General features: G+C 37.5%; 24 protein-coding genes. 13 read left to right on the top strand and 11 right to left on the bottom strand.

From position 1 onward, the window contains the following. Window positions 1-45: 45 nt before the first annotated feature. The 3 genes from IR022_RS01195 (at window position 46) to IR022_RS01185 (ending at window position 2,856) form a co-directional block, all read left to right on the top strand. Window positions 46-1,137: an acyltransferase family protein gene (locus IR022_RS01195; RefSeq protein WP_194202311.1), complete on the top strand. Its 1,092-nt coding sequence runs from the start codon at window positions 46-48 to the stop codon at window positions 1,135-1,137. Window positions 1,138-1,429: 292 nt separating this feature from the next. Continuing rightward, entirely contained in the window at window positions 1,430-2,203 is a 774-nt protein-coding gene (locus IR022_RS01190) for a class I SAM-dependent methyltransferase (protein WP_194202310.1), read from the top strand. A gap of 77 nt (window positions 2,204-2,280) precedes the next feature. Continuing rightward, entirely contained in the window at window positions 2,281-2,856 is a 576-nt protein-coding gene (locus IR022_RS01185) for an ACP phosphodiesterase (RefSeq protein WP_194202309.1), read from the top strand. A gap of 473 nt (window positions 2,857-3,329) precedes the next feature. Here IR022_RS01185 and IR022_RS01180 read toward each other — a convergent pair whose 3' ends face one another. Further along, on the bottom strand, window positions 3,330-3,827 hold the full coding sequence (locus IR022_RS01180) for a PEGA domain-containing protein (protein WP_194202308.1): 498 nt from the start codon (window positions 3,825-3,827) through the stop codon (window positions 3,330-3,332). Between the two features lie 310 nt (window positions 3,828-4,137). On the opposite strand from IR022_RS01180, the gene IR022_RS01175 reads away from it, so the two are divergent. Both IR022_RS01175 and IR022_RS01170 read left to right on the top strand, forming a co-directional pair. Then, the gene (locus IR022_RS01175) at window positions 4,138-4,368 is read left to right on the top strand and encodes a hypothetical protein (RefSeq protein WP_050710222.1); all 231 of its coding nucleotides are present in this window, start codon (window positions 4,138-4,140) and stop codon (window positions 4,366-4,368) included. Window positions 4,369-4,480: 112 nt separating this feature from the next. Continuing rightward, complete coding sequence (locus IR022_RS01170; RefSeq protein ID WP_194202307.1) at window positions 4,481-7,906, top strand: hypothetical protein; 3,426 nt, start codon at window positions 4,481-4,483, stop codon at window positions 7,904-7,906. Between the two features lie 105 nt (window positions 7,907-8,011). Here IR022_RS01170 and IR022_RS01165 read toward each other — a convergent pair whose 3' ends face one another. From IR022_RS01165 to IR022_RS01155, 3 genes are all read right to left on the bottom strand, one after another. Next, window positions 8,012-8,827: a hypothetical protein gene (locus IR022_RS01165; RefSeq protein WP_050710224.1), complete on the bottom strand. Its 816-nt coding sequence runs from the start codon at window positions 8,825-8,827 to the stop codon at window positions 8,012-8,014. 194 nt (window positions 8,828-9,021) lie between these two features. Further along, complete coding sequence (locus IR022_RS01160; protein WP_194202306.1) at window positions 9,022-9,666, bottom strand: hypothetical protein; 645 nt, start codon at window positions 9,664-9,666, stop codon at window positions 9,022-9,024. A gap of 148 nt (window positions 9,667-9,814) precedes the next feature. After that, window positions 9,815-10,165, bottom strand: a complete 351-nt coding sequence (locus tag IR022_RS01155; protein ID WP_194202305.1) for a winged helix-turn-helix transcriptional regulator — start codon at window positions 10,163-10,165, stop codon at window positions 9,815-9,817. 96 nt (window positions 10,166-10,261) lie between these two features. Between IR022_RS01155 and IR022_RS01150 the strand changes: the two genes are divergently transcribed. Together IR022_RS01150 and IR022_RS01145 are read left to right on the top strand one after the other, a co-directional pair. Next, window positions 10,262-10,903 (top strand): peroxiredoxin-like family protein, encoded by a 642-nt coding sequence (locus tag IR022_RS01150; RefSeq protein WP_194202304.1) that lies wholly within the window; start codon window positions 10,262-10,264, stop codon window positions 10,901-10,903. Window positions 10,904-10,973: 70 nt separating this feature from the next. Next, the gene (locus tag IR022_RS01145; RefSeq protein WP_194202303.1) at window positions 10,974-11,774 is read left to right on the top strand and encodes a DNA alkylation repair protein; all 801 of its coding nucleotides are present in this window, start codon (window positions 10,974-10,976) and stop codon (window positions 11,772-11,774) included. Between the two features lie 11 nt (window positions 11,775-11,785). Here IR022_RS01145 and IR022_RS01140 read toward each other — a convergent pair whose 3' ends face one another. Further along, the gene (locus IR022_RS01140) at window positions 11,786-12,520 is read right to left on the bottom strand and encodes a hypothetical protein (RefSeq protein ID WP_194202302.1); all 735 of its coding nucleotides are present in this window, start codon (window positions 12,518-12,520) and stop codon (window positions 11,786-11,788) included. 6 nt (window positions 12,521-12,526) lie between these two features. Further along, window positions 12,527-12,895 (bottom strand): DMT family protein, encoded by a 369-nt coding sequence (locus IR022_RS01135; protein ID WP_194202301.1) that lies wholly within the window; start codon window positions 12,893-12,895, stop codon window positions 12,527-12,529. A gap of 139 nt (window positions 12,896-13,034) precedes the next feature. On the opposite strand from IR022_RS01135, the gene IR022_RS01130 reads away from it, so the two are divergent. Both IR022_RS01130 and IR022_RS01125 read left to right on the top strand, forming a co-directional pair. Continuing rightward, window positions 13,035-14,105: a hypothetical protein gene (locus IR022_RS01130; protein WP_194202300.1), complete on the top strand. Its 1,071-nt coding sequence runs from the start codon at window positions 13,035-13,037 to the stop codon at window positions 14,103-14,105. 566 nt (window positions 14,106-14,671) lie between these two features. Then, entirely contained in the window at window positions 14,672-15,391 is a 720-nt protein-coding gene (locus tag IR022_RS01125) for a porin family protein (RefSeq protein ID WP_194202299.1), read from the top strand. 73 nt (window positions 15,392-15,464) lie between these two features. Here IR022_RS01125 and IR022_RS01120 read toward each other — a convergent pair whose 3' ends face one another. Then, a complete protein-coding gene (locus tag IR022_RS01120) occupies window positions 15,465-15,989 on the bottom strand; it encodes a GNAT family N-acetyltransferase (protein WP_194202298.1) in 525 nt (174 codons plus the stop codon). Window positions 15,990-16,017: 28 nt separating this feature from the next. Then, on the bottom strand, window positions 16,018-16,491 hold the full coding sequence (locus IR022_RS01115) for an energy transducer TonB (protein ID WP_194202297.1): 474 nt from the start codon (window positions 16,489-16,491) through the stop codon (window positions 16,018-16,020). 101 nt (window positions 16,492-16,592) lie between these two features. Between IR022_RS01115 and IR022_RS01110 the strand changes: the two genes are divergently transcribed. The 4 genes from IR022_RS01110 to IR022_RS01095 all read left to right on the top strand — a co-directional run bounded on the left by IR022_RS01110 (window position 16,593) and on the right by IR022_RS01095 (window position 19,803). Continuing rightward, window positions 16,593-17,786: an XkdF-like putative serine protease domain-containing protein gene (locus IR022_RS01110; RefSeq protein WP_194202296.1), complete on the top strand. Its 1,194-nt coding sequence runs from the start codon at window positions 16,593-16,595 to the stop codon at window positions 17,784-17,786. 93 nt (window positions 17,787-17,879) lie between these two features. Beyond that, complete coding sequence (locus tag IR022_RS01105; protein ID WP_194202295.1) at window positions 17,880-18,812, top strand: hypothetical protein; 933 nt, start codon at window positions 17,880-17,882, stop codon at window positions 18,810-18,812. 68 nt (window positions 18,813-18,880) lie between these two features. Beyond that, window positions 18,881-19,441, top strand: coding sequence for a hypothetical protein (locus IR022_RS01100; protein WP_050710236.1), 561 nt, complete (start codon window positions 18,881-18,883; stop codon window positions 19,439-19,441). Window positions 19,442-19,578: 137 nt separating this feature from the next. Then, a complete protein-coding gene (locus tag IR022_RS01095; protein WP_050710238.1) occupies window positions 19,579-19,803 on the top strand; it encodes a hypothetical protein in 225 nt (74 codons plus the stop codon). Window positions 19,804-19,887: 84 nt separating this feature from the next. On the opposite strand, the gene pnuC is transcribed toward IR022_RS01095, so the two are convergent. The 3 genes from pnuC to IR022_RS01080 are packed head-to-tail and all read right to left on the bottom strand — an operon-like array spanning window position 19,888 to window position 21,537. Beyond that, window positions 19,888-20,610, bottom strand: a complete 723-nt coding sequence (gene pnuC, locus IR022_RS01090) for a nicotinamide riboside transporter PnuC (RefSeq protein WP_194202294.1) — start codon at window positions 20,608-20,610, stop codon at window positions 19,888-19,890. 23 nt (window positions 20,611-20,633) lie between these two features. After that, window positions 20,634-20,921: a winged helix-turn-helix domain-containing protein gene (locus IR022_RS01085; RefSeq protein WP_194202293.1), complete on the bottom strand. Its 288-nt coding sequence runs from the start codon at window positions 20,919-20,921 to the stop codon at window positions 20,634-20,636. Further along, entirely contained in the window at window positions 20,914-21,537 is a 624-nt protein-coding gene (locus IR022_RS01080) for a hypothetical protein (RefSeq protein ID WP_194202292.1), read from the bottom strand. Before IR022_RS01080 ends, IR022_RS01085 begins: the two co-directional genes overlap by 8 nt. Between the last annotated feature and the right edge of the window lie 107 nt (window positions 21,538-21,644).

The following is a 21,644-nucleotide window of genomic DNA, read 5'->3' as shown; positions in this document are numbered from 1 at the left end:
GGATATTGTTATCTTTAGACCTTATTTCATGTAATTTCGATTCAGATGCACACCAACACACAGCAACCTCTACCGAAGCCTTATTATTTTGATGTATTAGACGGACTGCGAGGTACGGCTGCCATTGTTATTTTGGTTTTCCACTATCTGGAAATGATTTACCCCAACAAGGCTGACAATATTTTAGGACATGGCTTTTTGGCTGTCGATTTTTTCTTTTGTCTGTCGGGCTTCATTATCGGTTTTGCATATGACAAACGACTGCCACAAATAGGCGTAAAAAATTTCTACATCAATCGCCTTATACGTTTGCATCCACTTGTTATTCTTGGTACAGTAATCGGAGCGATCGGTTATATCTTCAACCCTTTTGGAGATGGAGACTATATTCTCGAATGGAAGCTTATCATTCCTGCATTCGTTGGGTCTTTACTCATCATCCCCACCCCTTTCCTTACGGGTAGAGCAGGAGCCTTGTTTCCTTACAACACCCCTGCATGGTCGTTATTTCTAGAATATCTAGCCAACATAGTATATGCACTTGTATTGATTCGCCTCAGCAAAAAATGGTTACTTGCTTTAGGAGCAGTCTGTGCCATCTGGTTACTGCATACAGCACGCTCGGCGGGTTGGCTCATCAACGGATGGGACGGGGCAACGTTTCTCGATGGGTTTCCCCGAGTAAGCTTTTCGTTCATAGCAGGCTTATTGATATTTCGCTTCAATCTGATCTGGAAAAACAAGTTCGGTTTCCTACTCCCCTGCGTTTTACTCGTCGGTGCATTCCTATATCCGCATTCGCTAAACGATTGGTTTAAGGAGTCACTACTAGTAATCGTAGCCTTTCCACTTATAATCAGCATTGGTGCAGGAGCCAGAGTTAAAGGGCGGATGCAAAGCTTTTGCAAGCTCATCGGGCGTCTGTCCTACCCTATTTATATGACGCATGTTACAACCGTCTGGATATTTACCAATTATTACAACAAATACTCTCCCACGGGAACCAAACTTGCTGTTATAGTTTCGGCATTCATTATTTTCAATTTAATATTCGCCTATATCATAGTCCGATTCTATGACGAACCGATACGTGCATGGCTTACCAATAAACGAAAACAGAAGAGTATCAAGCCTTAAACACCATCTCTTATTTCAACCTTTTTACTGACAATTGTTTAAAACTGGCTGTCAAACCCGAAAAATTTATATATTTGTAGAATTAAAATTAGTGTATGTATACTATTTCAATACTAAAGAAGGAGTCCGTTTCGTAAACAATCTGTATCTCATTTACAGGTTGTCCTTTCGTTTATTCCCGAATAATCTTTTGGGAATAGTTCATTTTATTTAATTATCAAAACTGATGTTTCGTATCATGCCAGGCTATTATCAGAGCCTTTTGGCATAATATGACTAAAAACGAAAAATTATGAATAACGAAAATAAATCAATTCACGAATTCGACTTCAACTTAATCTGCGAATATTTCTCCAATGTAGAACGCCAAGGACCCGGAAGTCCAGAAATAACCATAAAAGTATTGAGCTTTATAGATAATCTCACATCAGAATCGCGTATAGCCGACATCGGCTGCGGAACGGGTGGACAAACAATGGTGCTGGCACAACATACATCGGGAGAGATTACGGCTATCGACATCTTCCCTAAGTTTATAGAACAGTTCAACATCAATGCCACTCAATTGGGTTTCAACAACAGAGTGAAAGGCATAGTTGGTTCGATGGACAATCTTCACTTCAAGGATGAAGAGTTAGACCTGATTTGGTCGGAGGGAGCAATCTACAATGTAGGATTTGAACAAGGTATAAACCAATGGCACAAACTCTTGAAAAAGGGAGGCTATTTAGCAGTTACGGAAGCATCGTGGTTCACTGACGAACGCCCCACTGAGATTAACGATTTTTGGAACGATGCTTATCCCGAAATAGATACAATTCCTAACAAAGTAGCACAGATGCAGAAAGCAGGATATATTCCCGTTGCCACATTTATACTACCCGAAAATTGTTGGACAGAACATTTCTACATGCCGCAAGCCTCTGCACAGGAAATCTTCCTGAAGAAGCACGCAGGCAATAAAACAGCTGAAGATTTTATTGCCAATCAACGGCACGAGATGAAGTTATATAATAAATACAAGGCTTATTACGGCTATGTATTTTATATAGGTAAGAAAATCTAAACCATTTAACAGAGGGATTGTTTCTTTCATGGAAACAATCCTTTCTTAAGTAAAACTATTTATCGAGACACCTCAATATGAACTATCTGGCACATGCATATTTATCGTTTAATAACCCTGAACTACTTGTCGGAAATCTCATTGCCGATTGTGTAAAAGGTAAACAGATAAACGATTTTACGGAAGGCATTCAACAAGGCATACACCTTCATCGGAAGATAGATGAATACACCGATGCACATCCCGTTATCAGAGAAATACAGAAACTATACACCCATTCGGCAGGAAGATACAATGGAGTCTTTCTGGATGTAACATTCGACCATTTTTTGGCAATAGATTCTCTCAACGAACCGCCCGAAGGCTGGCAAAAATTCAGCGAATGGTGCTATCTTCAAATAGATAATAATATTGACGAAACACCACACATTTTTCAGCGCTTGTTTTCGTACATGAAAAAAGAAGACTGGCTCTATAACTATCGTCATAAATGGATGATGCAGCGAAGTTTTGAACGCCTCACTCAGCGAGCCAAATTCTTACCCGAAGATGCCAATATATACGCTGCTTTCGAGCAGAATTACAAGGAACTTCAAGCAGGGTACAACACATTTTTCCCCGAACTAAAGCAATTTGTAGAAAAAGAACTTTAAGCTATTTATCTATCAAGCGGACATATTTTTTGAAGCACGGATACTTTCGGAGTGCGAAGCGTGAATAGACTCGATGAAGTCTATACGATTTGAGGCAACCGAGCGAAATTGAGTATATCGTTGGTCCACAACCCGTTATTGCTCTATTGAAACATCAATAACCCGGCAAATAACCCAACAAACAGCCCACTTATCGAACTGATAAGAAAGCATTTAAACAAAACTATATCCTAACAACAAATGAAAAAATAACTCTCGGCTAACCTAGCGGTAACCCAAACTTTAAGAAAGAAAAGAAAGAGGAAGAAAGAAATACTATTTCCCCCTATAATCCCCCAAAGGGATAAGTTTTCGTTATTGAAAAATAGCATCAGCTTGCCAATGGTTTATCAACAGCCGATTGGCTCAGAAAAAAGAAACGCCTTGCATCAACATCGAGCAAAGCGTTTATCTGGTGTAGTATTAAGAATTAGTTAGTTATCTAAAATTTTCTTCTTTTCTTTTTCATACTCCTCAGCAGTAATGATATTGTCATCCAAAAGCAGTTTGAGACTTCTCAATTCTTCTGCTTTTGTTTGGCTTACAGCACCCGTATCTTTTTTAACTTCCTCTAGTTTTGTACCTGCCAAAGGAACCATTTCGTAAGTACGTTCGGGTTTGTATTTCATAGTCCACAAGAACGGAACCAATACAAATACACCCCCAATAATAGCACCTACATCAGCTTTTTCACTTCTCGAAAATCCGGCATAAAAAGGCTCGTAACCTTCTTTTTCTAATTTAACAGAGGTAGATGAACCTACAATTTTAGTATCAGTGTAATGATATGGAGTTGTTCCCACAGCTTCGCCATTTAGAAAAACTTTAGCTCCCGATGGTGATGAGTTGATTACAGTGGTACTGGAACAGCTTGCTAACAGTAAAGAACCTGCTAAGATAAGAGACATTACTCCTACGTTGTGTTTTTTCATTTGCTACAATTTAAGTGTGATTACATTCTATACGAGATGGCAAATATATCAATTATTTTAACTATTTATCTCTCTTTTTTATTTTCGCTGAAATAATTCTCAATAATTTCTAAACCAAATGTAAAAACTGATCAAACGGCTCACTAAAAAAACATTATAAATCAGTAACTAACAACACATTAATAAGACATTACAAATACCCAAACTCACCACTATCGAAACTTCTATTTCACTACCCTTAAACCTTAACCCGATAGAATGGTCTATATTTGTAACAAGCAACATAATAACCATTAACAACTATCGAATCATGAAAACAGACCTGTACACCAAAATCGTACTTACAGTAATTGCCCTATGTCTCACCGTAAGCCTGCTAAAAGAGTTCGAAATCATATCCTCAGCCAAAGCAGATGTAGCAATAACCGCCCCCAATCCCATTCCAACATCTACACAAAGTAGCGTGATCGATGTGAACATTGTTCAAGTAGCTGGTTATGGAGTACGTTCGGAACCCTTACCCGTTAAAATAAGAAATTAACAGATAGTTAACAGCTATCTGCCGAGCAGCATTAGTCTTTCGATTGATGCTGTTTTTGTTTTAGAGCCTCAAACCCTCATTAGTGCCATTTTATCTATAAGAGAAAAGAAATATGGCAGGTTCTAGAGAATTTAAAATTAAGATAGATGGTATTGACAAAACCATAACCGATATTAAAACGCTTCGGGAAGAACTCGATAAAAACTTAGCTGCATCAAACATAGAGGAACTAGAGCATAATCTCAAAGTTCTCGAAGAAGCTTACAAATCGCTCAACCAAACGGAACGCGATTCGGCTATAGGTACGCAACTATTAGGTGATATTCAGCGATACAATACAGCCCTTCAAGAATCAACAATAGCCTTAAATGATCACAAGGAAAAACTGAAAACCTTCACAATCAAAATTGACGGTGTAGACAAAACGATAACCGATATCACTACACTTCGCGAAGAACTCGATAAGAGTGCCAATTCGTCGAGTGTAGCAGATTTAACCCACAACTTAAAGACTCTTGAAGAAGCTTATAACTCGTTAGACCGAGCTGCACAAGAAGGAGATACCGGTCAGAAGCTATTACAGGATATAGAAGAATACCAATCGACCCTAAGAGCTTCAACCTTTGCCCTAAGAGAACAAAACAAAGAAGTTGAAAAAACATTTGCTCTACGCGAAACCGAACAAGGTAGTATAGAGCAACTAAAACTGTTAATAAAACAACTTACCGAAGAATACGAGGGATTAAGCAAAGCCGAAAGAAAGGTTAGCGGTGCAGACCTTATTAGCCGCATACAAACGCTACAAGAAGAGCTATCGAACCTCGAAACTATGAGCAAGAGCCATTTAGCAATATTCGGTTCTTTGGGCGATACTTTAAACACTATCTCCGACGGATTTACCAATACAAACAGCACAATCAACTCCTTTTCGGGTATTCTTTCATCTAGTTCCGACGTTCTTAAGTTATTCGGAGTAGAGAGTCGCACACTTACCCAAGCAGTAGAAAAACTCGGCGAAATTACCAAAACCGTCAGCGCCATTCAGTCTCTTTACACTCAACTTGTATCAAAAGACTCTATTGTAATGAAAGCCGCTGCGGTAGCAAAAAATCTCTTTACAAAAAGTACACAAGGCAGTAGCGTTGCCCTTAAAGGATTCAAGGCTGCCCTGATCTCGACCGGAGTCGGAGCTTTCATTGTATTATTAGGATACCTTATAGCCAACTTCGACGACATCAAAAAACAAATTGGAGGGGCTACCGGGGGCATGGACAGGTTTGATGCCATTATGCGAAAAATAGAACCCGTTATCGCCGGAGTAGGAAATGTACTAGTACAGTTTTTACTGAACCATATCAAACACATTATCAATGCAGTAGAGGGTCTGATTAATATAATTGACATTTTCAAAGAACAAGGTACAGCAGGCTTCAAAGACGCTTTTAAAGAGATTGGCAATACTGTTGAAAGAGGCGCCAAGATACAGATGGATTCTATGAATGTTGTGAAAAATTATGAAGAGGCAGCCACCAAAAGCAGAATAGAATCAGCAAAAGAGAGTACTAGAAAGATCTTAAAGATGCATTCAGATACCACGCATATGTATATCGAAAATATGGAAGCTCAAAAGGGCGCCGATTGGAAATATACTAAAGATGGTATAACTATGTATGATAGCTACTTCAGCTCGTGCCTTGCCATGTACGAAAAAGATTCGGAGGACTACAGAAAAATTCAACTCCAAAAATGGAATTTTTTCAGAGAGGTGGAAGAGCGAAAAAACAAACCTAGAGCATCAGCCCAACCTAAAAGAGAAGAGCCTGACACTTATCTCGATGACTTGAAAAAAGTACAAAAAGAAACAGAAGCAATCTATAAGTCAACAGAAGAAAAGCAGATTGAGCATTACAAAAACATGGCTGCCAACACCAATACGAGTGATGCTATTGGTTTTATGGAAGAGGCTGCAAAAAAAGAGTCTGCTCTCCAATTGAAAAAGAATCAGGAGGAAATAGATGCTTTGACTGAGCATCACCAGGAAATGCAGAAAAAGTATAGAGGGAATGCCGAGAGACTTGCCGAAATAAACGAATCTTTTGCTTTGAAAGAAAGAGCTTTGAAGGAAAGGCAGTCAAAGCAGAATTTAGAGCTAGCCAAAAAACAAGGTAAAGAGCTAAGAGCTATAAAAGAAAAAGTGGAGAGTGCTGCCATACAAGGCGAACTAGAAAGAAACGACCTACTGATTGCAGCCCAAAACAAATTTATTGAAGATAAGAAAAAAGGAAATGAAGACCTTCACAAAGATCAGGTAAAGCGCAACAAACTTGGGCTCATAGACGTAAGTGCAACAAAAGAAAACTATGCTAAAGCATTAGCTGCTGACCAACAATATCTTTCGGATCTGAATATAAGCCATCTGGCTAAAATGAAATTACTAAAAGAAGAACAAGATTTAGTAAAAGAAAACAGCAAAGAGTGGAAAGACATACAAGATAAAATGTCTGCCGAACACAAAAACTATGCAGACGAAAAGAAAGAAACCGAAGATAGGATAATCGACAATACCGAGAAATCAACAAATCTTCAAAAAGAGTTCTACAAAGAGTTGCATGATAAAATGACCGAAACATGGGGCAGTATAAACGAAGCTCTGACTTCGGCTTGTGAAATTGCCAATTCGATCATTCAACAACAAATAGACGAAGCCAAAGTAAAGCTAGAGGAGGTCACCAAACAGTACGATGCCGTTGTTGAAAAACGAAAGGAATGTCAGGACAAGATAAAAAGTCTCGAAGAGGAAGCCTCATCTGCCTCGGGAGGACGTGCCATTGTTATTCAAGAACAGATTGCCCGCCAGATGGAAGCCAATCAAGAATTAGCTAAACAAGAGCAAGACTTGGCTAAGCAAAAAGAAAAGCTGGAGAAAGACATTGCCAAGAAAGAAAAGCAGGCAAAAAAGATAGAACTAGGTCAAAAACTTGTGCAAAGTATTGCAAACACAGCTTTTGCCGTAGTTCAGGCAATGGGGGCAGGACCTTTTATCGGACAAATAATGGCTGCATTAACAGCAGCTGCCGGTGCAGTGCAAGTTGCCATTATCACACGTCAGATGTCGAAACTCGAAGATGGAGGTTTGCTTAACGGTAAACGTCACTCACAGGGAGGAATGCGCATCGAAGGAACTAACATAGAAGTAGAAGGCGATGAATTTGTAGTCAATCGAGTATCTACACGTAAAAATCTGGGATTGATTGACTATATCAATAAGCAACGCAGAGAGCTATCGCCCGACGATCTGAGTACCTACTTCAATCGTACAGGAAAAAGCAGTTCGCCGCTACAACATAGCATGAAACACATGTATGAACAAGGCGGACAGCTCACGAATCTCGAAGTAGTAGATTCGGCAACGGCTCCCGACAACAGTAAGATTCTGGAAGCAATTTCGCAAATCAATTTCCAACCCGTAGTTTCTGTCGTCGATATTGCCAGTGCACAGAGCAATATAACTCATGTAAAAGATATAGCAGGGGTATAAAACAAACTCACAGTTTATCCACTAAAAAAGACAAAAGGAGGCAGCTTTCAATAAGCTGTCTCCTTTTCTTACATTCTTTATTTAGAAATTATCTTCTATATATAACTATGCTACGGGTCTGAGGCGGATATACTGGTCGAGCCCTGCATAGTTGCCCTCGGCAGCCCAATAATCTCTGTTACTCAAAACAGCCATATAGAGATAACTATCGGTACTCCAATACATTTTGTCGTTACCCAACGGTATCCAATTTTTGATGTACATACCTATCATAGGGTCAATGTAGCGTCTATTGCTCACCTCATACAAGTCTATATATGCAGCCCCTTCGAACGAGTCTACATCTACACTGACAATGTATCTTTCGTCAGCCGACAGATAAGGAAAATTGGCAAAAGTCTGCACCGTGCGTCCACCGTTCTTATCTACAAAGAAATAATTCCAGTCTTCCCAGTAAATACCCGATATAAGATAAGCATTGAGTGCTTTAACCTGCCCTACATAGCTATACTCTTTATGATGCTCACCATCCGAAAGATTATCGGTAAGAGTAACAAACGCCCCATTGTTACAAGGCAAGCGTAAGATTCCTTTCGACTTCTGAATGGAAGTTGTATCGAGTGTGAAATACTGAACGGCCGAACCTTTGTTTTTCAGAAAAGTATCTTTATCAATTAGCTCGATCACAAAAAAGTCAGCCAACTGCGTACCCCCATCATAATCGGTGTACAAATCTTTTTCAGTCAGAATATGTTTTTTGATAAATTGAATGGCTTGATCTTCGTCAACCGTCTGTGGAACAGTATCAATAACCACTACTGTATCGGCGGGTATATTTTGCACCTGCTCGGCATTATTCGAAGGATTTTTACAACCTACCATCACAAGCGTTACCGCAACAACTAAAACCTTAGTCCTCATAGCTTTATTTTGCAAATTTTTGCATTACTATATAACCTAAAATATCCTACTAATCTCACTACCAAATACTGATTTATAAAATCGCCACAAAGATAGTGAAGTTCACTTCACTTAGCACACTTTAACATAAAGATTTTCAAAGAATAAAAACACTTTATAAAGAGACGGTTCTGTTAAACAGAACCACAAAGCTATCAATCTATATAACCCTTTACCGTTAATGCATTTACTACTACTCTATCAATTTGATTACTTATCAGGCTATCAAGAGTATACTTATCTATACTACCGTTAAACATAGAGGGTAATACTTTTTGAAGCACCAAAGCGGGATTGTCTGGAGAAAAAAGCATTTTGCCGAAGTTACCGGCTTTACTAAAATACAAGAAAGACATCTCTTCGCTCTCGGGAAAACTAACTCCAAAGAAGAAATAAAAACCGCTCAACGACCTCAACATTCCCGTACCTATCTTTTCTACAAAATTGGCATAACCATACTTAGTCAGTATCTGTGGCAGAGTCATTATAGCCTCCTCTTCCTTTTCGCTGAATATTTCGAATAAACCGTCGCCAATTTTAAATGCTCCATGGTTACACAATAAATCGACAAGAGCATCGGGTACTCCTGCTTCATCCTTTTCCTCAAATTCGGTTATATAGCGTTTCGATACCTTTCCCGTAGGATGATACGCATACGCATTGTTTTCTGCAAAGCGGTACGAATACTCTTTCTTCGAAAAATAACTCTTCATCTCTGCTTCACGAAACCGTAAGAACCTGTCGATAGCTTGTTGCCATGTTTCGTTTTTGGTTCCTAAAAAAATTCTATAATCTTCCATTTCCCAAAATTCATCTGTTATATTAAAACTATAACAAACAAAACCTCTTTTTGTTAATCAAGATTTTGAGGTATTACACCTTTTTATTATTTAAGTAAGTATCAACCGAGTTGCAACTCTTAATCATACTATTAATATAAGCGATTAATTACTTATTATCTTCTTTTTGCTGCTCATCGATAAGAAGTTTTCCCCAATCATTCAAAGCCCAAAGTATATCGACCAAAGGCTTGGCTATATCCGTCAGACTATACTCTACACGAGGAGGCAGTTCATTAAAAACCTCTCTCTTAAGAAGTCCGTCGGCTTCCATCTCTTTCAACTGTTCACTCAGCACACGCCTGTCTACTTGCCCTATTCCTTTCACAAATTCGCTGGGACGTTTTTTGCCTTGACTGAGTTGCCAAAAGATCGGTATTTTCCATTTTCCGCTGATTGCATTTACAGCAATTTCCAACGTACACACTTTTTCTTCTATCGTAGGTTTCTTTGTTTTCATAAGATTGACTTTTTTACCCCTATGCCATAAAAATATCCCGTATTGCAGACCACTCTTTTAATTCGCAGTTTTGCAACGGAATAATATAGAACAGAAATGATAAATTTAAACAATCTTCTCCACAATCTAAAACTTCAGCTATCGGCACAATTGCCTGAAGCCATAAATACAGCATTTGAAGAATCGATCCACGATCTGAAAAAGCAGAGAATAGGCGAATCGGCACATAAGCCGGGAGATAACCTACCCTCTTTTACTCTGCCAAATACGAAAGGCGAATTAATCAATTCTGATCAATTACTATTAGAGAATGATAAACTAATTATTGCATTTTTCAGAGGAGGATGGTGCCCCTATTGCAATCTCGAACTGAAAGCTCTGCACGATGTGTTGCCTCAAATAAAGGCTAAGAAAGCAGCTTTAGTGGCTATTTCGCCTCAACTGATCGAAAAAAGTGTAAGTATGTCTGCTGATAACCCTTTCACATTCGATATACTTTGGGATAAGAATAACAAATACGCTAAGGAGTTGAATATAGCCTTCGACCTACAAGCATCTGTCGTGCTTTACTATCAACAATTGGGTATCCATTTAGGAGAATATAATGGGAGTGAGGAAAACAGCCTCCCGATACCCGCAGTATTTGTGATGGATAAAAACAAAACCGTTACATTCTCTTTTATAGATGCTGATTATACCGAGAGAGTAAATATAGAGGAACTGTTGAATAGCTTATAAACTATCAATCCTTTTTTACTACTTTAGTCAAAAAGTTACATTTTAGAAATTCTTTCTTTTATATAATTACATGGAACAAAAACGAAAGGGAGCCAGATCGTTCAACGACTTATCGCAGGAAATACTCAATCAACTGAATAGTGGAGAGATAGAAAGTGCAAACCTCACCGAATGGCTGGCTGTAAATCAAACCCTATTATTACAGAATCTCCTTCAACAACATAATAAAATACATTATCTAGAGCCTATACTTGCCGAAATAGCCAAACTAAAGAAGCAAACTACCAACACTCTAAATGAAACGATAGGTGTAAGCTTATTAAATGAAACGTCTAAAAGGAATGATTCTCAATTCTTAAAAGATATATCTTCGCACACATCCGACACTGTACGTTGTTGGATTACTTATACCATTGGGCTAAATTCAGAACTATCTCTATCCGAAAAACTAGAGCAGATACAACCTTTTGCAGCCGATACACATTTTGGAGTAAGGGAGATTTCGTGGATGACTGTTCGACAATCTATTATTGCCAATCTGGAAGAAAGCTTGCAAATATTTACCAAATGGACATCTTCGGAGAATGAAAATGTAAGGCGATTTACCACCGAAGCCACTCGACCTCGTGGTGTGTGGTGCGAACATATAGAAGCGCTGAAACAGAATCCCGAATTGGCTCTGCCCATTTTAGAGCCGCTAAGGTCTGACTCATCCAAATACGTTTGCGACAGTGTTGGCAACTGGCTCAACGATGCAAGCAAAACTCAGCCTCAGTTTGTTATCGATCTTTGTAAGAAATGGGAGAACGAAAGTCCCACCAAAGCAACCGCTTATATTGTAAAGAAAGCAATGAGAACTCTTAATAAATAAAACAACTCCGTTTATTCAATATTCACCGTCCATCCCTTTTGGGTTGCAATCGCTTTATCGCAAGTAGCATCGCCCGCATTATTACTCAGCATAATAGTTCTAGTATCGGACTTAGCTAGAGGCAACTGCTGAAACATTGCATTGAGTGCCGTTGCCGATAACAACGGATTGTTGGATAAAGAAATAGTATTTAATATAGCATTATTATCTAATGTAATACGAGATAAGCTATCGCATTGCGAGATTGTAAAATTCTCCATTGCAGGCAGATTGCTGAAATTTACATTTTTCAGACCCGATGTAGTTATATTTACCGATTTCAACACTTGTCCCACACTCGAAAACTCTTTCAAATGGCGGCAATTAGTCAACCTCAATTGGTTGATAGGCTGCCCTACACTATCTATCGAAATATCTAACCTCGTAATTTTAATCGCTCTGAAATTGACCGTATAATTACCTGTTGAAGCAAAAGTATATCTCAGCGGTTTCAATGGCGGTGCATCTACCACAGCCGAATCTCTATTTACAAATTCTGTAATCTTGCTTCCATCGCCCCAATTCACAATCATCTGACTGGCATGCACGATAGGTGTAAAAACCAAATTTCCCGAAAGAGCAACCTCTACATCTGTCTCTACGATTTGAGCATCGTGATCGAGAATATATAAGAATGGCGAATCGTTATTTTGCTCACAAGACGTAACCAAAGCAACCAACAGAAATAAGTAAATTATCTTATGCATAAATCATCATTTTTTGAACACCAAATATACGGCAGCAATCAGAAATAGAAAAGCCAGAATATGATTCCACTTAAAAGCCTCGTTCTTGAATACTATAGTTGTAAATACCATAAATACTGTAAGACTGACTACTTCTTGAATAATTTTTAGCTGAATCAGCGAAAAAGGACCTCCGTTTTCCTGATAACCAATCCGATTGGCAGGTACTTGAAAACAATACTCAAAAAAGGCAACTCCCCAACTGATTAAGATTACTCCCAACAGGGGCAATGCAGCAAACCACGAAAAATCTTTCATCTTCAAATGCCCATACCAAGCAATAGTCATAAAAACATTAGAAGCAATAAGCAATAGAACCGTATAAACTGATGACATTCTTTTTATTATAAATACCAACTAACTAAAATTATCGGAGCAAAAGTAAGTAATAGGAATTAGAAGTAAGTGTTTTATGCACAAATTTATTTACAATAAAACTTATCTTTGCGGCAAGATATAAGATCTAAATAAAAATATGAAAAAGATAATCTCACTACTTATTATATTATACTGCTTTGGATATACCGTAAAAGCGGAGGCTGACACTAAAGTTTTTGAATTGGTCACTCCTGCTAATCTCATGGTAGACAAGAGTCTATATAATAAAATTGAGTTTATCGACAGTCGATCTTTTAATGGTTATCTGGGGTTTGTACAAACGTCCATATTCAATTATCAAACTCCTGTTGTTGAAGAAACGTCCTTAGAAAAACAATTAAAAAATGTATTCCAACAAATCACAACACAAAACGCTCAAAAAAGAACACTCCTCTTTCAACTAAGGCGATTATATTTCAGCGAAATTACCAAAAGTGCCAGCGAAACCGGCTATTGCCACATACGCTACAATCTATACGAGAAAAAGGACAACAGATATTACTTTATCAGCATGCTCGATACATTGGTAACCGTAAAAGCAATAGATGTTACGAGCAAATTACTCAACAAAGCATCTAATACAATAGTTTCACAGATAGCAAACAGCCTTACTCAAGAAGCTAATCCTAATCAATCGTACTCTATGGTTGATGTGCTTAACATCAATTACTTCGAAAAAGGAAACCTCAAATTATACGGTATCCATCAACTAAAGGACGGACTTTACAAAGACTTTAAATCCTTTGCAAACCAAACACCTAAAGAGGTTGCAATAGAACCTTATTTTGAAGATAGCCTTTTAGTATCGTTCAAAGCAACAGATATTAAGACTAACAAACAGATCAAGTTTAAAACAGACGAGGTGTATGCTATTGTTATAAACGGGCAGGCATATGTATCGAATTACAAGTGCTATGTACCTATTTTTAAGAAAGATGGAGAGTACCAATTTATAAATAAAGGAACGATAAGAAACAGTACCTTTTTTCATACTGTTGGAATACCAAATCCGAATAAGAAATTTAATTTCGGAAAATACTTAACAACACCTATGTATCTGGAAAAAAATCGCATAGCAGATGAGCCCATCATCATGACAGTAGATCACTTAAGCGGCGAATTTATACCAACTCCCGAAAATGCGAGTTTTTATTATTATTTTAAGTAACTAAAATTAAAACGATAAGCAATCGTCCTACATAAGCTGATGACATTCTTTTTATCACAAATACCAACACTAACTTTACTTATTAGAGAAAAAGCAAGTAATTGACTCTAAAAAACACACCTTAAATAGCCAATAAAAAATTATATCTATAAGAAATAGATAGTAAAAGACTTCATATTTGACTAAAATATCAACCGCGGAATTTTATGTAAAATTAAACAAACATCCCCAATTTTACATAAAACCAAGAAAGCAAGACTCAAAAACTTAAAAACAAACACTTTACGTTCGAATATCTAAATTAGAACCTCATCATTTTTCGAAGTTAAAAACATGTAAAAACGAAAAGCAAAGACACTAAATCCATTAACTATAAACAGCTTGCAAAAACAAGACTCTTTAATTGCTATTTTGGGACTTTATTTTGCGGCATTAAGAAGTTATTATGTTTAGGTCTATCATACTTTTGCCCTGACAACGAAATATGATATATGCTTATTATGATCTAACTTTTCATATAATCGAAAAGTCTATTTTTATTATAAAACCCTATTAAAGTATTTTTTATGAAATTTCGTACACTACTAACAATCTCGGGAATTTGCTTATGTTCAACTCCCATTATTAATGCACAAGAGACCCAGTCACCATGGACATTCGGAGTTAAAGCCGGAGTTAACTTATCAACCTTCAAGTCCGACGGAACGACTTTAAGTAGTATGGATGGAACAACCGGTTTTAATGGAGGTGTAACCGTGGAGTATGCTTTGCGTAATAATTTCTTTCTGCACTCAGGATTGGAGTTTACAACAAAAGGAGCTGATTATTACACAGCAGGTCCTTTGAATTCTATTCTTCCCGAAAATGGAGATCCTTATTGGACTTATCGCTCTATCAGTGATTCTCGAAGATTTAAATATCTTCAATTACCATTAACTTTAGGATATAGACTTCCAGTATCTAAAGATGTAAATATAACCTTTAATGCAGGAGCTTATTTGGCTATCGGACTTTCAGGAAAAGGCACACAACAAACATGGGTAACTAATATATATGCTGATGGTGAAACAAACACCACTTATGAAGAAGGTAAAACAAGCAAAAAGGGTGATGCTGATTATGGCTTAATAGGGGGAGTTGGACTAGAATATAAGAAATTCTCACTAAATGCAAATTACGAATACGGATTATCTAGCCTTGCTACCGCACGAAATTCGGAAGGTATTAATATGGGAGAAACATGGAGAAACAGAAACCTAACATTCTCAGTTGGATATAAATTTTAAATAAACTATTTCGTTTCTTACCAAAGTTGCATCTATATCGGTGCAACTTTTTCATTTTAGAAAATTGGTCAAATCAATTGGTCTTTTGTAGCTCAAACCAATTTGTTGGGTCTCCTTCGTAATCAAATACTTCTGTAAATTTAAATCCTAACTTTTTCAAAACATTTATTGAGCCATCATTCTCAGTATGGGCAGTGGCATATATAATATCAAGACCTAAGTTTTCAAAGCCATATTTCACTATCGAAGTGGCAGCTTCTGTAACGTAGCCCTTCCCCCAATGCTTCTTTTTTAAACGATAGCCCAATTCATAAAAATCGGAGTGATTATTCAATGGCTCGCTGAAATACTTCAAGCCAGCCCATCCGATACACTCACCCGATTGCTTATATACAACCGCCCAACGAGCTATACCATTCTTTTTGTATTGTGCTCGAAGCATTTCTATTACTTCTACAATTTGCTCTTTAAACTTTACAGGCTTATTCTCTATGTATTTATGTACCTCGGGATCAGAGTCCATTTCAAACAAGTCATCTACATCCTGAGAATCAATTTCCCTTAAATACAATCTTTCGGTCTCTAATATATACTTCATTTATTCCTATTTATCAATATAATACTACTTATTCTCTCACGCTTAAACCATCACAAACCACGCTAATATGGCTCGTCTCTTCGCTTTTGGAAAAGCTAAATAAAATCGGCAAAGTATACTTAAGATCAGCAACCTTTCCGTCGACCTTCCCCGGAGACCATTTAGGCATGATAGAAATAATTCTCACTGCTTCCTGATCACAACTTGGGCTTAGACCCCTCACCACTTTGATACTCTGAACATTTCCTTCTTTTGAAACAATAAACTGAACTACAACCCGACCCTCTATTTTCTTCTTAAGTGCATCTTTAGGGTAGATTAAAAACTTTTCTATAAATTTCATCATTTCATCAGTACCCGTTGGATAAGCAGGCATTTTAACAACTTGGGGAGGATGCTCTATTCCTCGCATTACATCCAACCTATAAGCTTGTGCTTGCAACTGAATTGCAGTAAAGAATAGCATTATTAAAAATAATAGCAAGTACTTTAGTTTTTTCATCTCTTTCTGTTAGTTTAGTTAGTTTGACAAATATATACTAAAATATTTTCTTTCCCCGAAAAATAAGTTTTGGTTTTATCTATAAGTAAAATCAAGCACTTATGAACATACCCGTTTACAACTGTCTGATAGACGAAAACACAGAAGATCAAAGCGGTATCTATGCCATTTCGTTTGTAGATGTACCCGCCAACGAAATAGACTTCATTACATTAGCCAAACAGCCTAAAGAGGAAAAGCTAAATCGTGATTCTAAAAAGCAAATACTCACAGGAGCAGTACTCCGTCCCGATCAGTTAATATATCGCAACGACAACAGAGGCGAATATTACATCCAGTTTTCGGCAGATCAAATCGAAAAAATTGCACAAAAAATGATGCGTACAGGCATCGCTTTACACAATACTACACACCAACACCAAAACCCTCTGGAAGGAAATTATCTGACCGAACTGTGGATTGTTGAAAATCCAAAACATGACAAATCTCAAGCTCTCGGCTTTACCGACTTACCGAAAGGCACACTTATGTGTAGCTATAAAATTGCTGACAAAAATTATTGGGATACGCAAGTGATGACAGGAAACGTCAGAGGATTTTCTTTAGAGGGTTTCTTCTTTCAGGAAATAAAGAAAAACAAAATTAATAAATCAGTTACTAATCAAAATCGAAATGAAAAAATGAATCAAAGAAACAAGAAATCGGGAACATTACTATCTCGCATCTCACAGTTCTTTCTCGACATTCAGGCAGTAGAAAAAGCCGATGCTACAACAAGCGGAGTAGCTTACGTAATTTTCACCCTAGCCGATGGCAAAGAAGTATATATCGATGCCGACGGATTTGCAACACTCAACGAAGAGCAACTTCCGGCTGGCGAACATCCTTTGGCTGACGGAAATATACTGATAGTTGACGAGCAGGGGCAATTTCTCGAAACCAAAGAAGCGTCTGCCGAAACTTCGGATCCAGCACAAGCAACAGCTCCCGAAGCATTAAGAAAAGCGTTCAGACAAAAATTCGAAGACAAAGCCATCGCCAAACCACAAGGAACAGCATCAGAAGGTACTGAATCAACAGAAATTTTGAAACAGAAAATTGCAGATCTCGAAGCTAAACTATCGGAACTTGCCGGATTGGCCAAAGAAGCAAACACAGAGGTGCAAAAGCTTCGCAGTCAAACACCAAGCAGCATGCCTGCCACAGCAATGGCCGCCTGCCGCAAATTGTCTGAGTTGAAACGCTACGAACAAATGGCACAAGCTCTTTCTATGACAATCAAAAACCGTAAATAAGGTATTCTCTATTGCTTTGTTGAGCGCAAATGCTTTAGACTGTTTATAAAACAAATTTAACAAACACATTACAAAACTTCAATTTAAAACAATATGGCAAATATGTATAATATTTCACCTCTTAGCTATCAGCCAAGTACCAATATGGATTGGTTTACGAAAGCACTATTCGGAGGTCGTTTGATCGAAAACGGTAAAATCGATGTCATCACAGGTGTAAAAGAAAGCACATTCCTTAACCTATTAAACTTCGAACATACTCTATTACAACCCGATGGTCGCGATTGTGCTTGGACTCCCGAACAAGTATTCAAGTTGAGCGAAAAGGACGTAAAAATCAAAACATACAAAATCAACCTTGAGCAATGCATTGACGACTTAGAACGCAAACGTATCAATATCATGCTTAAACCGGGTGCAAAAAACACCGAATTGCCCGATGCTCTCGAAGAAGCTACGATGCAAATGCTTGCTGCCGAACTTAGCTCTGAGATAGAGTCTAAAATATTCACAGGAGACAGCTCAGTAGACGTTAACGATTTTGATGGTGCAGTAACCGTTCTATCAGCAAGCACTGAAGCTGTTAAGATTACAGGTTCGGCTCTTACAAAAGCAAACGTAATCAGCGAAATTGAGAAAGTATATGATGCCATTCCTGAAAATGTATTGGTAAAAGGCTTAGAATTCGACACAGTGAAAATATATGTTGCATACGAAACACTACAACGTCTAAAGATGGCTCTAGCCTCTGTAAGCAATCAAGTGATAGCAACTGCCTTTACTATCGAAACCGAAGTACTTCGCTATCTTGGAGTAGAAATAGTTCCTGTAAAAGGTTTGAATAACAAAACTATGATTGCTGCCGACATTACCAACTTCTTATTGGCTACAGACTTGTTGAGCGACACCGAAGAAATCCGCATCGGACAATTCCCTGCTCCTCACGACAGCAAAATCTTCATCGACGGACGCTTACGTCTAGGCTTTGTAATTCCATTCGAAGACGAAGTAGTATTCTACAATTAAGGTCTGTACCTATTTTCAATAAAGTTCATTAAACAAAACTAGTATACACAAACAAATACACATAAATTATGTCTTGTAAATTAACAGCAAACATTACAAAAGAAAACTGCCAATATCAAGTAGCAGGTATCAAATCAGTATATTTAATCAATTTGGATGCAAACCCAACATTCGAGTTTAAGAAAAATCCTGACGGAACTACAGCCGATAACAAAATTATCAGTAAGATTACTCTTGATGCATCGGAGTCTATCTACAAAGTAAATTTCGTGGAAGGCACAGCTTCATTCTCTGACGACTTAGCAGTAAACGGAAACGGTGGAAAATACCGCACTCACACCGTTAACTTCACAGTAAGCGAATACGACTACAATACCATGAATCAAGGTGATGCACTAAGCTTAGGCAGATTTATTGCTATCATTGTAGACAAATCGGGTCGTTCAATCGTATTAGGTCGCAACAACGGACTAAGTGCAACTTCATTCAACTACGCTTCGGGTGCCGGAGATGCCGACGCTAACGGATGGACTACTGTACTTGCAGGAACTGAATTGGAGATTGCAAAATTATTGGAAGATGAATCGGTTATCACTCCAGTTGCTCCAACAGTAGTTGTTACTCCTTGATAAACAAACGGAGTTTAATTCTATAACAAACAAAGGAGCTGTCCGAATGGGACAGCTCTTTATTTTTATAAGCTATAACAACTTATTTATGATATAAATCTCTACTTTTGCAGTAATAAACATTAAATACAGATAAGATGGAATTACCTAGATTTTTGATCGCTGACAACGAGGAGTATCCCGAAAATACTTATGTGCTACATACCGAAAAACCTCGATTTATTCTAGATGTAGATAGTGAAGAATTTGAGATTCTTGATGGATCGGAAGTTGAAGAAGAAGCTATGCAGGATTTGATAGAACAAGCTTTAGGCTTTTATGAGGCTGAGCTAGACAAATACGACGAAGAGGACGAAGATTAATGCCTTAGACTCTTTTTTGCTCAAAATACAAAAGACCTTCTACTCTAAAGGTAAAAGGTCTTTTGTATTGTATATAAGTTGAGTTTATTGGTTAGACTCTTTGTGCCAGATATAGATTGCCAAAATACAGTTCCATTCATAGAGGACTGATTGAACCATAAAAATATAATTACCTGACATCAGATTTAACACAAACCAAATAACATTGGAGGTAAGCCACATATACCATGCCCAAGGTTTCCGCAAAATCATTATCATTTGAGACAAAATTCCCACTACAAAGGCAAGGATATTTAGATAGAGAAGCAATGGCTGATCTTGGTTAATTAAACCCCATTGCGAACCATATAGATACAAGCAAGCACAACCAACTATACCCGATATGATAGTAAAAATGACGAAGCCCTGATTAGTAGTTGTTGTTTTCACCCTCCCGCCTTCATCCTGATTCTCTTTTTTAGTCCATGTAATAAGTCCTACAACATGAAAAAGCAGATAATATCCTGCGCTAAATACTAATCCTATATTGCGGAATTGAAATTGAGAATACATTTCGCCCAGATTGGCGGTTATACCCAAAACATTTCCTGATATTGGCTTACGAAAGGCTAAGGAAACTACTGACAGATATCCCAAGAGAGCGGTTATAGAATATATAGCAACATTAGAAACCGTATCTTCACCTCTAGCCAATATACCATAAGCTGTATATGAGGTAAGAATAACAGCAATAGCAAACCATATTTGAGTATGCCTTACGCTTCCTTTGCCTGTCACATAATCGAGAAATACTACGATTCGTCTCATCTCGTTTTATTATATATTCAGAATTACTTTTTGCTGATATAATCCTGCAAGGCTTGTACGTACGAATTAAAGGCTGCAATACCATTTTCGGTTATTTTACAAACAGTACGAGGTCTTTTACCATCTATAAATTTGCGGACTTCAATGTATTTGGCTTCACTTAGCTTCTCGATCTGCACGCTCAGGTTACCTGCTGTTGCCCCCGTCTTTTCCCGAATGAAGACAAAATCGGCTTCCTCAACCGACAATAGTAATGATACTATTGCCAATCGTAATTGAGAATGCAATAACGGATCGAGTTCTTTAAACATTAGATTCTGCTTTTCGATTTAGAATATGTCCGGGAATAACAAAACCTAAAATCATGGATACTGATAATATTATAAACTCAAAATCAATATTCTTGATGAATGAGTATTGTAAAACGCATAAAACTGCTCCCAACCAAAAGATACAAGCTCCATAGAAATAAGGTTTGAAGCGGTACACTTTTGCTGTAACAAATAGAGCCAACCCAACCATAATCATTATTATAGGAGTGATAAACAGGTATGGAATATATGTATTCCAATTAATAGCAATAAAAAATATAGTGCAGATAAATAAAAGGTTGGATATAAAGAAACCTAACCAGATAAAGCCTACAACCCTATCGAGATGGGTAATCACAAGTGCTTCTTTAGCTTTTCGAGACTCGTTCCAATAATTACCAATAAATACCGGTATTGTTATAAGCCATACATAATTAGCATAATAAGCGGGCTCTAGAACTTGCAGAAGAATAAAATCTGATATTGCCAATATAGCAATTACGTATCCCCACAATATAAAGCTGTTTCCTGCTCCTTTTCTAAAATTATTGCGTGCCTGAGTAATCATTTCATTGATTAACTTCAAGCTATCTTGTTCATTAAAGTTATTTTCCATTGTTTGTATATAAGTAATTTCGTCTCTTTACTACAACTTTTTACAGCTATGACAATAGCTTATTACTGTGCTTACCAAAGCTATAAAAAGTCTCAGACTTTAATAAT

Source organism: Dysgonomonas sp. GY617, assembly GCF_015233815.1.
Classification (GTDB): Bacteria; Bacteroidota; Bacteroidia; order Bacteroidales; family Dysgonomonadaceae; genus Dysgonomonas_A.
This window is presented reverse-complemented; position numbering and strand designations above follow the sequence as displayed.

Coding starts and splice junctions, on each gene's coding strand:
- IR022_RS01195 (WP_194202311.1), top strand. CDS start 46: ATGCACACCAACACACAGCAACCTCTACCGAAGCCTTATTATTTTGAT.
- IR022_RS01190 (WP_194202310.1), top strand. CDS start 1,430: ATGAATAACGAAAATAAATCAATTCACGAATTCGACTTCAACTTAATC.
- IR022_RS01185 (WP_194202309.1), top strand. CDS start 2,281: ATGAACTATCTGGCACATGCATATTTATCGTTTAATAACCCTGAACTA.
- IR022_RS01180 (WP_194202308.1), bottom strand. CDS start 3,827: ATGAAAAAACACAACGTAGGAGTAATGTCTCTTATCTTAGCAGGTTCT.
- IR022_RS01175 (WP_050710222.1), top strand. CDS start 4,138: ATGAAAACAGACCTGTACACCAAAATCGTACTTACAGTAATTGCCCTA.
- IR022_RS01170 (WP_194202307.1), top strand. CDS start 4,481: ATGGCAGGTTCTAGAGAATTTAAAATTAAGATAGATGGTATTGACAAA.
- IR022_RS01165 (WP_050710224.1), bottom strand. CDS start 8,827: ATGAGGACTAAGGTTTTAGTTGTTGCGGTAACGCTTGTGATGGTAGGT.
- IR022_RS01160 (WP_194202306.1), bottom strand. CDS start 9,666: ATGGAAGATTATAGAATTTTTTTAGGAACCAAAAACGAAACATGGCAA.
- IR022_RS01155 (WP_194202305.1), bottom strand. CDS start 10,165: ATGAAAACAAAGAAACCTACGATAGAAGAAAAAGTGTGTACGTTGGAA.
- IR022_RS01150 (WP_194202304.1), top strand. CDS start 10,262: ATGATAAATTTAAACAATCTTCTCCACAATCTAAAACTTCAGCTATCG.
- IR022_RS01145 (WP_194202303.1), top strand. CDS start 10,974: ATGGAACAAAAACGAAAGGGAGCCAGATCGTTCAACGACTTATCGCAG.
- IR022_RS01140 (WP_194202302.1), bottom strand. CDS start 12,520: ATGCATAAGATAATTTACTTATTTCTGTTGGTTGCTTTGGTTACGTCT.
- IR022_RS01135 (WP_194202301.1), bottom strand. CDS start 12,895: ATGTCATCAGTTTATACGGTTCTATTGCTTATTGCTTCTAATGTTTTT.
- IR022_RS01130 (WP_194202300.1), top strand. CDS start 13,035: ATGAAAAAGATAATCTCACTACTTATTATATTATACTGCTTTGGATAT.
- IR022_RS01125 (WP_194202299.1), top strand. CDS start 14,672: ATGAAATTTCGTACACTACTAACAATCTCGGGAATTTGCTTATGTTCA.
- IR022_RS01120 (WP_194202298.1), bottom strand. CDS start 15,989: ATGAAGTATATATTAGAGACCGAAAGATTGTATTTAAGGGAAATTGAT.
- IR022_RS01115 (WP_194202297.1), bottom strand. CDS start 16,491: ATGAAAAAACTAAAGTACTTGCTATTATTTTTAATAATGCTATTCTTT.
- IR022_RS01110 (WP_194202296.1), top strand. CDS start 16,593: ATGAACATACCCGTTTACAACTGTCTGATAGACGAAAACACAGAAGAT.
- IR022_RS01105 (WP_194202295.1), top strand. CDS start 17,880: ATGGCAAATATGTATAATATTTCACCTCTTAGCTATCAGCCAAGTACC.
- IR022_RS01100 (WP_050710236.1), top strand. CDS start 18,881: ATGTCTTGTAAATTAACAGCAAACATTACAAAAGAAAACTGCCAATAT.
- IR022_RS01095 (WP_050710238.1), top strand. CDS start 19,579: ATGGAATTACCTAGATTTTTGATCGCTGACAACGAGGAGTATCCCGAA.
- pnuC (WP_194202294.1), bottom strand. CDS start 20,610: ATGAGACGAATCGTAGTATTTCTCGATTATGTGACAGGCAAAGGAAGC.
- IR022_RS01085 (WP_194202293.1), bottom strand. CDS start 20,921: ATGTTTAAAGAACTCGATCCGTTATTGCATTCTCAATTACGATTGGCA.
- IR022_RS01080 (WP_194202292.1), bottom strand. CDS start 21,537: ATGGAAAATAACTTTAATGAACAAGATAGCTTGAAGTTAATCAATGAA.